The 12,470-nt window shown below is 70.5% G+C and carries 12 protein-coding genes; 6 read left to right on the top strand and 6 right to left on the bottom strand.

Annotation, left to right across the window (positions count from 1 at the left end; genetic code table 11):
* The first annotated feature begins 469 nt into the window (after positions 1-469).
* The 5 genes from FB559_RS44495 to FB559_RS05675 all read left to right on the top strand — a co-directional run bounded on the left by FB559_RS44495 (position 470) and on the right by FB559_RS05675 (position 5,006).
* Positions 470-1,018: a zinc ribbon domain-containing protein gene (locus tag FB559_RS44495; protein ID WP_221639896.1), complete on the top strand. Its 549-nt coding sequence runs from the start codon at positions 470-472 to the stop codon at positions 1,016-1,018.
* 129 nt (positions 1,019-1,147) lie between these two features.
* Entirely contained in the window at positions 1,148-1,822 is a 675-nt protein-coding gene (locus FB559_RS05690) for an O-methyltransferase (protein ID WP_141954019.1), read from the top strand.
* Between the two features lie 94 nt (positions 1,823-1,916).
* A complete protein-coding gene (locus tag FB559_RS44490) occupies positions 1,917-3,383 on the top strand; it encodes a protein kinase domain-containing protein (RefSeq protein WP_221639895.1) in 1,467 nt (488 codons plus the stop codon).
* 50 nt (positions 3,384-3,433) lie between these two features.
* Positions 3,434-4,126: an MBL fold metallo-hydrolase gene (locus FB559_RS05680; RefSeq protein WP_141954017.1), complete on the top strand. Its 693-nt coding sequence runs from the start codon at positions 3,434-3,436 to the stop codon at positions 4,124-4,126.
* Between the two features lie 4 nt (positions 4,127-4,130).
* The gene (locus FB559_RS05675) at positions 4,131-5,006 is read left to right on the top strand and encodes a RecB family exonuclease (protein ID WP_185792055.1); all 876 of its coding nucleotides are present in this window, start codon (positions 4,131-4,133) and stop codon (positions 5,004-5,006) included.
* A 235-nt stretch (positions 5,007-5,241) separates the two neighbouring features.
* Here FB559_RS05675 and FB559_RS05670 read toward each other — a convergent pair whose 3' ends face one another.
* Positions 5,242-6,150 (bottom strand): oxygenase MpaB family protein, encoded by a 909-nt coding sequence (locus FB559_RS05670; RefSeq protein WP_141954015.1) that lies wholly within the window; start codon positions 6,148-6,150, stop codon positions 5,242-5,244.
* A 50-nt stretch (positions 6,151-6,200) separates the two neighbouring features.
* Positions 6,201-7,070, bottom strand: coding sequence for an alpha/beta fold hydrolase (locus tag FB559_RS05665; protein ID WP_141954013.1), 870 nt, complete (start codon positions 7,068-7,070; stop codon positions 6,201-6,203).
* A 90-nt stretch (positions 7,071-7,160) separates the two neighbouring features.
* On the opposite strand from FB559_RS05665, the gene FB559_RS05660 reads away from it, so the two are divergent.
* The gene (locus FB559_RS05660; RefSeq protein ID WP_221639894.1) at positions 7,161-7,868 is read left to right on the top strand and encodes a glycerophosphodiester phosphodiesterase; all 708 of its coding nucleotides are present in this window, start codon (positions 7,161-7,163) and stop codon (positions 7,866-7,868) included.
* 77 nt (positions 7,869-7,945) lie between these two features.
* Here the strand turns inward: FB559_RS05660 and FB559_RS05655 are convergent, their stop codons facing one another.
* The 4 genes from FB559_RS05655 to FB559_RS05635 all read right to left on the bottom strand — a co-directional run bounded on the left by FB559_RS05655 (position 7,946) and on the right by FB559_RS05635 (position 12,436).
* Positions 7,946-9,688, bottom strand: coding sequence for a DEAD/DEAH box helicase (locus FB559_RS05655; RefSeq protein ID WP_246121374.1), 1,743 nt, complete (start codon positions 9,686-9,688; stop codon positions 7,946-7,948).
* Between the two features lie 1,453 nt (positions 9,689-11,141).
* A complete protein-coding gene (locus tag FB559_RS05645) occupies positions 11,142-11,411 on the bottom strand; it encodes a GlsB/YeaQ/YmgE family stress response membrane protein (RefSeq protein WP_141954006.1) in 270 nt (89 codons plus the stop codon).
* Between the two features lie 81 nt (positions 11,412-11,492).
* Entirely contained in the window at positions 11,493-11,717 is a 225-nt protein-coding gene (locus FB559_RS05640) for a DUF3107 domain-containing protein (protein ID WP_141954004.1), read from the bottom strand.
* A gap of 98 nt (positions 11,718-11,815) precedes the next feature.
* Complete coding sequence (locus FB559_RS05635; RefSeq protein WP_141954002.1) at positions 11,816-12,436, bottom strand: TetR/AcrR family transcriptional regulator; 621 nt, start codon at positions 12,434-12,436, stop codon at positions 11,816-11,818.
* Positions 12,437-12,470: the final 34 nt, after the last annotated feature.

Genomic DNA, 12,470 nt, shown 5'->3' with positions numbered 1-12,470 from the left:
TCACGCTGGTCAGCGGTTGTACGGCGTGGAAACCCCCGGCCTTGAGGCCGGGGGAAAACCGCCGCTCCCTCTGCTGACCGAAGCCAGAAGACAATTCGGGTGATTGGCGGCGGGATCCCAGACGGTGCGGCAGCAGGCGCTGCGAGACCTCGCCCAGGCCATGGCTGATTTCTTTGCTGGAACGCACCGAGGTCCGACGTGGCGTGAAGCCGGTAGGCGTGAGGGTTTTCGGATCGTCGGCCGCCGTGGCCGACAGTGGGACGCACGCCGTCTGTCTCGCAGGACGGGTGAGGTGAGGATCCCGAAGGTGGGCTGGGTGAGGTTCCGCTGGTCCCGCGCCATCACGGGAGAGACAAAATCGTTCCGGGTGACCCGAGATCGAGCGGGGCGCCGGCATGTCGCGTTCGCAGCGATCCCGCCGCCGGTGGACGGCCCGGGTACGGGTGAGGTCGTGGGGGTGGATCGTGGTGTGGCCGTCTCGGCCGCGCTGTCGACCGGCGAGGTGCTGTCCGCCCCTGGCCTGCGGGAGACCGAGGGCAAGCGTCTGCTGCGGCTGCGGCTGCGGCTGCGGCGCAGGCCGGCTCGGGCGAGACGCGGGTCGAACCGCAAGCAGCGCGTGAAGGCCGCGATCGGCCGGTCGAAGGCCCGTGAGAGTGATCGGCGCGGCACCATCGACGCGCCAGGTAGGAATGTGCGGGCCAAGGCCGGGCCGAACCGGTCCGTTCACGCGGCCGGCCGGGGCCTGCTCGTGGCCCGGCCGCGGGACAAGGCGCCGGGGCGGGTGGAGAAGGTCGATCCCGCGTTCACGTCCCAGATCTGTCACGCCTGCGGGTACTGCGACCCGGGAAACCGTGAGAGCCAAGCGGTTTTTCGCTGTCGCGCCCGCGCGCGTGCCGATCACGCGGATGTGAACGCAGCCAAGAACATCGCGGCAGGACGTGCCGTGACCGCGCGGGGAGGCCGACCGCTGGGCGGGCCTGTGAACCGCGAACCTCAACCTGTTTTCTCCTCAGCGTAGGGGACCGGGTTGTAATCCCCCGCCCATCAGGCGGAGGAGGACGTCAACGTGGCACGATGCTAGAAAGCCGGTGTTTCGTGAGTGTGCCCGGCATCGGGGCATGGCCGGGCCGGAGGAGAGGCGGCAGGCATGGGCGGGGAGCTCTGGACGGCGGTCGACGACTACTTCGACGGGGCGCTGGTGCCCTCCGACCCCGCGCTGGACGCGGCACTGGAGGCGACCGAGGCGGCCGGGCTGCCGATGATCGGTGTCGCTCCGAACCAGGGCAAGATGCTCCAGCTCCTGGCCCGCCTGCAGGGCGCGCGCCGCATCCTGGAGATCGGCACGCTGGGTGGCTACAGCACGATCTGGCTGGCCAGGGCGCTGCCCGCCGGCGGCCGCCTGATCACCCTCGAGGTCGACCCGAAGCACGCCGAGGTGGCCCGCCGCAACGTCGACCGTGCCGATCTCGGCGACGTCGTCGAACTCCGCCTCGGCCCGGCCCTGGAGACGCTGCCGAAGCTCGCCGCCGAAGGCCTCGGGCCGTTCGACCTGATCTTCATCGACGCCGACAAGCCCAGTAACGCCGACTACTTCGTCTGGGCGCTCGAACTCTCCCGTCCCGGCACTCTGATCATCGTCGACAACGTGGTCCGCAGCGGCGAGGTCGTCGACCCGGACAACGACGACCCGCGGACGCTGGGCGTCCATCGCCTCAACGCCGTGATCGCGGCCGAGCCGCGGGTCAGTGCCACGGCGGTGCAGACGGTGGGACGCAAGGGACACGACGGGTTCGTGCTGGCGCTGGTGAACGACGACCTGTAGGCACCACGCCCGGTTCGGCGGTGATGGGGCAACCCGCGTCGGTGCCGCCGCGTCCAACGGTTGTGAGCGTCGCGCTCGTCGACCGGAGGCCCTGATGCCGGACATCTCGCCCCTGCAGCCGGAGGATCCGGCGCGCTTGGGCCCGTACACGCTGATCGGCCGGCTCGGCCACGGCGGTTACGGTGTGGTCTACCTCGCCGAGACCGCGGACGCCGAGCGCGTGGCCGTCAAGCTGCTGCGGACCGCTCTGGCCGAGGCGGGCGGCGAACGCGACCGATTCGCGCGGGAGGCGGCCGCCGCCAAGCAGGTGGCACGCTTCTGCACCGCCCAGGTGCTCGACGCCGACATCGCCGGCGACCAGCCGTACATCGTCAGCGAGTACGTCCCAGGACCGTCGCTGCAGGCTCTCGTGGCCGAACGCGGGCCGATCGAGGGCGGGGCGCTGGACCGGCTGGCCATCGGCACCGCCACCGCGCTGGTCGCCATCCACCAGGCCGGGGTGGTGCACCGCGATCTCAAGCCGCCGAACGTCCTGATCGGCCCCGACGGCCCCCGCGTGATCGACTTCGGCATCGCGCGGATGACGGACCGCGCGGCCACGCTCACGGGGCACACGCTCGGCACCCCGGCGTACATGGCGCCCGAACAGGTGTCGGGCGGCGAGGCCACGCCGGCGACCGATGTGTTCGCGTGGGGCGCGACGCTGGCCTTCGCCGCCAACGGCACGCCGCCCTTCGGCCGCGACTCCATCGGTGTGCTCGCCTACCGGATCGTGAACGAGCCGCCGGAGCTCGGAGCCCTGACGGACGGTCTTCGCGACCTGGTCGCCGAGTGCCTCGAAAAGGACCCGGCCCGGCGGCCGTCCGCGAGCGTGCTCCTGATGCGCCTGCTCGGCCACTCCACGGTCCCCGGCGGAGAGCAGGCGCAGACGATCCTGGCCGAGGGGGTCACGGCGGCCGCGGACCTGCCGCCGACCCTCCCGGCCTCGCACGTGCCCGTGCCGGTGGGCGCGGCCCGGCCGGCGGTGGCGTCGCGGAAGAAAAGCCGGAACTGGGCGCCGGCGGTGATCGGCGCGGCCGGGGCGCTCGCGCTGGCCGGAGCGGCGATCATCGCCGTGGTCGCGTTCGGCGGCGACGACCGGTCGCCGGTGCCCGGGCCGACCAGGACCGTCTACACGGGCTCGACCGGCCGGCAGCGTCAGAGCACCCCGCCGGGGGCGGGCAGGTCCTCGCCCTCGGACGTACACCCGGCACCACAGCCGGTGCTCCTCGTCGAGCCGTCGGGTTGCGACCTCGGCACCACCGGCCTCAGCTGCACCGTGACGCTCACGGGATCCGGCGCGACGGTCCACTGGATGGCGACCGCCGCCGATCCGCTCTCCCTGAGCCCGTCGAGCGGCACTCTGGAGCCCGGTGACACCGACACGGTCACGATCACCCTGCACCCGCCGTCGCCGCGGGTGAGCGGGTCGGCCTCGGTGACGTTCACGGGCGGCGGGCACGCTCACGCCGTCCGCGTCACGTGGGAGGGCGAGCCCGCCCCGGACCCCTCGTCGACCTGATGTGCCCCGTGCCCGCGCACCAGACGCCCGGAGTCGGTAGGGTTTCTCATGTGGACGCGCGCATCGAGAAAGTAGTGACGTCGGGCAAGGTCATGCTCGACGACACCGAATACGACATCGAGAGCAACACCTATGTCGTCGGCGACGACGACACGGTCATCGTCATCGACCCGGCGTTCGACGCCGAGGCCATCCTCAAGGCGGTCGGCGAGCGTGAGGTCATGGCCGTCATCTGCACCGACGGCCGCGACGGGCACCTCAGTGCCGTCCTGGAGGTCGCCGAGGCCGACGAGGAGGACCCGGCGCCGATCGCGCTGCACACCCGCGACCGTCTGCTCTGGCGTCAGCACTTCCGCGCCCTCGCGAACGAGAGCGAGGACGCGGAGTTCATGAAGGACCTCACCCCCGACCTCGACATCGAGGACGGCGGTGTGTTCGAGATCGGCGACGCGCAGCTCGAGGTCATGCACACGCCCGGGCACACCCCGGGCAGCATCTGCCTCTACAGCGAGCAGCTCGGCGTGCTGTTCTCCGGCGACACCCTGCACAAGGGCAGGCCGGGCCGGATCGGCGCCGACTACCCCGAGCTCCAAGAACAGCTCAACTCCATCGGAGCGCTGCTCGGTCCGCTGCCCAAGGAGACCCGGGTCCTGCCCGGCCAGGGCGACGAGACCACCGTCGGCGAGGAGGACTCCCAGTGGGAGAGCTGGTTCGCCCTGGCACAGGAGCCCGACGAGTCCTGAGCTGATGGCGATCGAGCAGCTCGGTTTCGAGGGGATGCCGAAACGGCTCTACCCCTGTACGCCCTCGCGGCTCAACACCTGGCTCGACTGTCCCCGCCGCTACCGCATGACCTACCTTGACCGGCCCAAGCCGGACAGGGGCCCGCCGTGGGCGCACAACAGCGTGGGCGCGAGCGTCCACAACGCGCTCGCCGGGTGGTGGCGGCTGCCGGCGACGGACCGCACACCCGAGTCGGCCGGGCGGCTGCTGGAGCGCGGCTGGCTGACGGACGGATTCCGGGACGCGGCCCAGTCCGCGGACTGGCGACAGCGTTCGCGCGCGATGGTCGAGCGCTACGTCGCCGGACTCGACCCGGCCGACGAGCCGGTCGGCGTCGAGCGCACGGTGTCGATGAAGACTCACCTGATCACCGTGCAGGGACGCATCGACCGGCTGGACCGCCGTCACGGTGAGCTGGTCGTGGTCGACTACAAGACCGGCCGCCGCCCCCTCACCAGCGACGACGCGCGCTCGTCTCTTGCGCTGGCGCTGTACGCCGCGGCGTCCGGGCGGATGATGCGCGCCCCGTGCCGCCTGGTCGAGCTGCACCACCTGCCGACCGGCGAGGTCGCGGTCTGGGAGCACACCGAGGACTCTCTCGACCGCCATCTGCGGCGCGCCGAGGACATCGCCGAGGAGTGCGGGCAGGCCGACGAGTGGTACCGCGAGCACATCGCGCCCGGGGCAGCCGCAGGACTGCCGCACGCGGAGTTCGACGCGATGTTCCCACCCCGTACGGGCGTGCTCTGCGGCTGGTGCGACTACGCCCGGCACTGCCCGGAGGGCCGCGCGGCCGCTCCCGCACGCGACCCCTGGGCGGCCCTCCCCGACGAGGTCTAGGGCGTGTCTGACAAATCCCTGTCCTACTGCGCGGCGCCCAGACGACGCCTCGCCGCGTTGTCGTCGGTCGCCGGCCAACACCAGGCCGACTCCCTCCTCCGCCTTGCGACGCGCCGCCTGGACACCGCTCGCTACGAACGCGATTTGTCAGACACGCCCTAGCCTCTCGCGGGCGTACCGGGCCCGTCAGGACGGCGGACGCCCGGCGGTGACGCCCGGGTCCAGGGCCGCGGGGTCATTCCACCTGTTCCATCTGGCGGGACGGCCAGCGGCGTGGGTCGCGCAGGCCGTACAGGCCTCGGCTCAGGTCGTAGCCCTCGGTCGCGAGCCGCCGGCGTGCGCCGGCGAGCATCTGCCGGGTCGCGGGCTGGAAGGATCTGTCGTGCAGGCCCTCGGGCAGCGAGTTCATCGCCATGCGGAAGGACCGCAGGGCCGCGGTCACCACAGGTTGCGGGATCTCGGGGAGGATGCCGTACATCCGCCGGGCCCAGCCGGGCAGCGAGTAGTAGCAGAGCGCGCCGAACGGCACGTACGCCGGCTTGCCGGGCCGCAGGAAGCGCATCTCGTGCGGCAGCTTGGGCCAGAGCAGGAAGCGTACGGCGGCGCGCGCCTCCGGAGTGACCTTGAGCTCCGGCCGCGCCTCGGCGAAGAACGCCCCCATCTCGGCGACGCTGCCCGGCACGTCCTCCTCGTGCAGCCCGACGTACGTGGCGCTGCGACGCTGCTCGGCGAGGTACCGGTCGGCCTGGCGGTCGCTCAGCCGCAGGCCGGCACGGCGGGCGACCTCGAGATAGGACGACACCTCCGCGCAGTGCACCCACAGCAGCAGCTCCGGATCGTCGACGCGGTGGACACGACCGGTGTCGGGGTCGTTGATCCGTAGTGCCCGGTGGATACCGCGCACCCGGCGTCCGAGCCGGTCGGCCTCCTCGGCGGTGCCCCAGGTCACGACCCCGACGAAGTCGGCGGTGCGCTGCAGCCGGCCGATCGGGTCCTCCTGGAAGGAGGAGTTCTGCCAGACGCCGCGCATCGCGATGGGGTGCAGAGCCTGCAGCATGAGGCCGCGTACTCCGCCGATCCACATCGACCGGTCGATGTGGACCTGCCAGGTGGCACTCTGCGGGGGTTGCAGGGTCGCTTCCATGGCGCCCATCGTAAGTGCGTTCTTACATGAGACGCTATGTGTCTCTTGTCTCAGGTGCGCTCGGCGTCGTTCCAGAAGCTGGTGAGGGCGCTCGCCGTGGTCTCGGGCGCCTCCACGGCGGGCGAGTGCGCGGCCCCGGGGATGACCACCTTCCGCGCACCGAGGCGCTCGGCCATGAAGGCCTGGTCTTCTGGATCCCAGGCGTCGTCGTTCTCCCCGTACAGGACGAGTACGGGCAGGCTCGCCCCGCCGCTGACCTTGGCGAGCTGGTCGACGCGGTCGGCCATGGACAGCAGTTCGTTCGCCATGCTCATCAGGCCGACGGCGGAGTTCATGAACATCCGCCGGCGCAGGAACGCGACGATGTCCGGCGGAACGCCCTTGGCGATCGCCTGGGGCTCCATCCGGGTGGCCCACAGGTGTTCGAGGCCGACCTTGGGCAGCGCGGAGAGCAGGACACGTCCATCGACCTCGCGCCCGCCGCTGATCGCGGCCGGGCCCGAGCTCATCAGGGTGTAGGACTCGATCAGCGTCGGCTCGGTGATCACCGTCTCGCGGGTCACCAGGCCGCCGAAGGAGTGCCCGACTAGGTGGACCGGGTCGCTGAGCGTCTCGATCACCGACGCGATGTCGGCGCCCAGCTCGGTGCAGGTGTACGCCGAGGCGTCGTCGGGCCCCGGCGTTTCGTACTGGCCGCGCATGTCGAGTGCGAGCACGCGCCGGCCCGCGCCGGCGAGAGTCTGCAGGACGGAGATGAAGTCTTCCTTGCTCCCGGTGTAGCCCGGCACCAGGAGCGCCGGGCCGCGTTCGGAGATCCCGGATCCGGGCAGCGCCTCGAGCGCGGCGAAGGTGCCGCGCGAAGTTTCGATGTCCGTCCGGCGAACCCCGGGGGGCAGAGTAAGAAACTGGGGCGTACTCACTGGCAGGAGCTTACTTGCCGCTGTCGAAGCGACACCAGCTTAGGGGCTTTGCCGGTTAACGCCCCTCGTCGGAGGACGTACTCTTTGACCATGACGGTCGCCGTCTCAGCGCACAAGGGCGGGTCGGAAGACGCGCCACCGGCCACTTCGGAGGCGTACGAGACCGCGCTCACCACGGGCGCGGAGTACGTCGAGTTCGACATCCGGCGCACCCGCGACGGTGATCTCGTGGTCTTCCATGACCCGCAGATCGCCGGCCGGCCGATCGCCGGGCTGACCTACGAGGAGCTCTGCACCGCCACCGGGCACCGGGTCCCGCTGGTGCGCGAGGTGATGAAGCTGATCGCCGGAAGGGCGGTCGGCCATCTCGACCTCAAGGAGACCGGGTACGAGCACGAGGTCGTCAAGCTGGCGCTCGAACTCCTGGGTCCCGGCAACTTCGTCGCCACCACGCTCGTGGACTCCTCCATCCGGCGGATCAAGGACAGCTATCCGGAGGTCACCACGGCGCTCTCGCTCGGCCGTGACCTGCGGGAGGTGGCCCGGCTGCTGCGCCTGCCCGCACGGGCACGCGAGCTGTACCCCCTCGGGCGCATGCGTGCCTGCGGTGCCGACTGGCTCGCCGTACACCGGAGGCTGGCGCGGGCGAACGTCCTGCGCCTCTGCGGCCGGTTCGGCATCCCCGCGATGGTCTGGACGGTCAACGGGGAGCCTCAGCTGCGGCAGTTCCTCGCCGACCCCCGGGTGACCGTGCTGATCACGGACCGCCCCCGCTATGCGCTGAGCCTGCGTACCTGAGTCGCGAGGGGCCCGTCCCCGGGACATGAGAAAGGGGCGCGGTCCGTCACCACGCCCCTTGTCACGTCCGGTCAGGCTTACCTGCGCGCTCCACCACTGCGGGTGCGGCGCCTGCGCCTGGTGTTGGACTGCGTCGGCTCGACCGGGTACTCCGCCTCTTCTTCGGCGGCAGGGTCGGCCGGCGGTGCCATGAACGCCACGACCGGGACACCGGCAGGAGTCACCGATGTCGGTGCTTCTCGCCGGACCGGCTGCGGAGCCGCCTGCGTGTCGGCGGTCGTGTCGGTGTCGATGTCGGTCTTGGTGTCGGGTTCGACTTCGGCGTCGAGGTGGGTGTCGGCGGCGCGTGGCGCGCGTCGCCTTGCCGGGCGAGTCTGCTCGGGCGCCTCGGTGACGGCCTCGGTGGTCGTCTCAGCGGTCGTCTCGGCGGCGCGTGAGGTGCGCCGGCGGGCCGGGGCCGCCTTCTCGACCGTCTCGTCCGGAGCCGCGGTCGTGACCGCGTCTACGGCCGTGTCAACGGCCGGAGCCGCGTCCATGGTCGCGTCGGCGTCGTCGAGCGGCTGCCCGCCCCGGGTGCGCTGCCGCGTGCGGTTGCGCTTGCGAGGCTGGCGTTCAGGCTCACGCTCGCGTTCGCGCTCACGTGGTGCCTCCGTACGGTGCGGTGAGCGGTTACGGCCCGTCTCGCCGATGTCCTCGACCTCCTCGGCCTCCAGCCCGGCGCGGTCACGCTGGGCCTTCGGGAGGGTGCCGGTGATGTCGGACGGGATGTCGAGCGCCTCGTAGAGGTGCTCGGAGGTGGAGTAGGTCTCCGCCGGCTCGGCGAAGTCCATACCGAGCGCCGCGTTGACGAGCTTCCAGCGCTGGAGGTCCTTCCAGTCGACGAGCGTCACCGAGATGCCCTCTTTGCCCGCGCGGCCCGTACGGCCGATGCGGTGCACGTAGGTGTCGGCGGCGTCGGGGCACTCGTAGTTGATGACGTGGGTCACGTCATCGACGTCGAGACCACGGGCCGCCACATCGGTGGCGACGAGCACGTCGATCTTTCCGGCCCGGAATGCGCGCAGGGCCCGCTCACGCTGGCCCTGGCCGAGGTCACCGTGGACCGCGGCCGCGGCGAAACCGCGCTTGCTCAGGTCTTCGGCGACCCGGTCACAGGCGCGCTTGGTCTGGCAGAACACCATGGTCAGGCCACGGCCACGTGCCTGCAGTACACGGGCGAGCAGCTCGGGCTTGTCCATCTGGTGTGCCTGGAAGACGTGCTGCACGACCTGCGGAGTCGCATCGGACTCCTCATGCGACTCGGCACGTACGTTGGTCGGCCGGGTGAGGTACTTGCGGGACAGCGCGACGATCTCGCCCGGCATGGTCGCCGAGAACAACATCGTCTGCCGCTTCGCGGGCACCCGGTCGACGAGACGCTCGATGTCGGGCAGGAAGCCCAGGTCGAGCATCCGGTCGGCCTCGTCCAGGACGAGGACCTCGACCTGCGACAGGTCGAGATAGCGCTGCTTGACCAGGTCGAGCAGGCGGCCCGGCGTGCCGACCACGGCCTCCACGCCCTCTTTGAGGGCCTGGATCTGTGGTTCGTACGCACGGCCGCCGTACACCGCGAGCACGCGGCTGCCGAGTTTGCCCCCGGCGACGACGAGGTCGGCGGTGACCTGGATGGCCAGCTCGCGGGTCGGCACGATGACCAGGGCCAGCGGCTTCTTTTTCCCGTGCTCGATGCGCTGGAGCAGCGGGATGCCGAAGGCAAGGGTCTTGCCGGTGCCGGTACGAGCCTGGCCGATGATGTCGTGCCCGCTGAGTCCGATGGGCACGGCGAGTGATTGGATCGGGAACGGTTCGATGATGCCCTCGGTCTCGAGGGCAGCTGCAATTTCGGGGATTACTCCCAGATCATGAAATGTCGTCAGGGCCTTCAGCCTCCAGAGTGCGGGGTCCGCTCGGCGCCGCGCATGCACCACGTGGTGGCGCGGCAGGCCATCTCACGGTCGCAAACTCATGCGCCGGCCGCGACAGGGCCTTGATGCACCTGCCGGTCGTCGCATACGGTCGCGCACTCGCGCGGGAGGGACCAGCCGTCAAATTCTTCCTAAGGACGTGACCGGGGGTCGCGCTGTTCAGCGCGCGGTCACATTTCGCCACGCAGTGTAGCGGGGCAGATCGGAAACAGAAAGCCTCCGATGTAAAGGTCTAACACACGTCCGTCCCTTTTCATTCCGGGCGTCCCTCCATGTGACCGGGAGGCCCCGTTCGCCCGTCTGCCCTGCTAGGGCCGTGCGGCGGTCCGGACGCCGTGCCCGGACCACCCGAACCGGCGGCGCGGCTGCCCGATCAGGCCACACACCCCACCGACACACAGCCCGACACCCCCGCACGCAGGGTAGGAAGCCGTCGTGATCACCTGGCCGCTTCCGGCCATGGCCGACCGGGCATGAGATCGCTGGTAGGGCGAGGTCGAGCCCAGGAGCCGACGTTACCGGCGCGACGGGCGTGGCCGATGTTACTGACGGTGACAATGAGCCCGCGAAGCCTTGCGCCGAGCGCCTGGACCGCCTGGCCCACGCGAGCCTGAGAGCAGTGGTGGACTTCTGCGGCGAGCAGGGCGGAGCGCGGCATCAGGTTGTTCCTCGGAAGCGGGGACGGAGGCGGAGGCACGGACGCAGAGGAAGGCAGGGACGGGTGGAGGCAGGGACGGGGTGGAGGCGGGAATGGGGGCGGAGACGAGGACGGGTGCCATGCCGGCGGCCCGCTCCCAAGAACATGGCGCACGCGCCCGGTATGACGACGAGCTCGGCCTGCATACGAGCAGGACCTGTGCGACTTTCATGATCTGCGTGACACATGCGCTACGTGACGCACTGACCCAAGAGGACCGAACATCTTGGCGCGGCTGGCGTGGCTGGCGTGGCTGGCGTGGCTGGCGTGGCTGGCGTGGCTGTTCCCGCGTCTAGCGCTCGATCCCACGAGCCAGCACCTCGTGACCCCGTGACTGTGATCCGCGATCCCGCGCTCTGTGCTCGATCTCGCGACCTCGCCCACCTGCGTTCGACCTCGCGACCCGCGCTCGACCTCGGCCTCGAACTCGAACCGACCTCGCGAGACTCTGCCGAGGTTTCCGTACCGGCCCAAAGCATTACGCCAGCGTGTGGAGTCGGGCGTGGGGTGGTGAGGGCTTGAGTGGACCCCCGACACAGGCGGCCGGCCGGATTGCTCCGGCCGGCCGTTGTCTGTCGCGCGCCGGGGGGAATCCCGGCTGTGAAGACGGGGTCAGAAGACGCGGCGGCGGCGGTAGCCGCCCCAGCGTCCGCCGCCGCTGATCAGTGCGACCACGACCGCGGCGATGATGACCGAGATGACGAACGCGAGGACGCTTCCCACGCCGATCGCGTTGGCGACCACTCCGCCGATGACCGCGCCGACGATCCCGACCAGGATCGTCAGCAGGATGCCCATCGGGTTGCGGCCCGGGATGAGCAGGCGGGCGAGGGCGCCGATCACGGCGCCTATGACGATGAACCAGACCACTGTCATCACCATCGTTGTGACACCTCCTGCCGGCCACCCTCTTCAGCGGCGCGGCTCAGCGGTCTATGCCCCCTGACGAGCAGGTCATTCCGACTAAAACGTGCCAAATCCGACAGAGGGTGCCTCGTCAACGCCGATCTCGACATAGGCGAGCTTCGCGGCGGGTACGACGATCCGGCCGCTCTTGCTGTTGATCGTGAAGACGCCGTCCGCGTCGCTGAGCGCCTCGGACACCGCGCGTTCCACCTCGTCCGCCGACAGGGAGGTCTCCACGACCAGCTCCTTGGGCACGGACTGCACACCGATCCTGACCTGCACGTCGTTCCTCCGTGATCGTCCATCCACTGTGCGCCGACCCAGCGTACGAACCCCCGCATGACCGGCTCATCGGAACTATTGCACGCGTTGCGGGATGCTCAGGTCGTACGCGGGAAAGCGCCGATGCCACGCCAGGACAGGCGGGAGATGAGGTGCTCGGCCCGATCCTGGGAGATCGTGCCGTGCTGCGACAGCCAGTAGCGCGCGCTGACCTCGGCCATGCCGACCAGGCCCATGCCCAGCAGATGCGCCTCGTCGCTGGAGACTCCGGTGTCCTCCTGGATGACCTGGGCGATCATCTCCGCGCACTGCTGGTTGGTGCGGTCGACCCGGGCGCGTACGGGCGCGACGTTGCGCAGGTCGGACTCGAAGACCAGCCGGAACGCCTCGCCCTCGCCGGCCACGAAGTCATAGAAGGCCTCCATGGTCCGCTCGACCCGCAGCTTGTTGTCCGGCGTCGAGGCGAGCGCCTCGCGTACGCGCTGCACGAGGTTTTCGGCGTGCTCGTCCAGCAAGGCCAGGTAGAGCTCGAGCTTGCCGGGAAAGTGCTGGTAGAGCACTGGTTTGCTGACACCGGCACGTTCGGCGATCTCATCCATCGCGGCGGCGTGGTAACCCTGGGCGACGAAGACCTCCTGCGCCGCGCCGAGCAGCTGACGACGGCGTGCCATCCTCGGGAGCCGCGTGCCTCGCGGGCGGGCGTCCGGGGTTGCGGTCACGTGGGTTCTCCGATCAGCTGCTGAGCGGCGCCGG

The organism is Actinoallomurus bryophytorum (assembly GCF_006716425.1).
GTDB lineage: Bacteria > Actinomycetota > Actinomycetes > Streptosporangiales > Streptosporangiaceae > Actinoallomurus > Actinoallomurus bryophytorum.
This window is presented reverse-complemented; position numbering and strand designations above follow the sequence as displayed.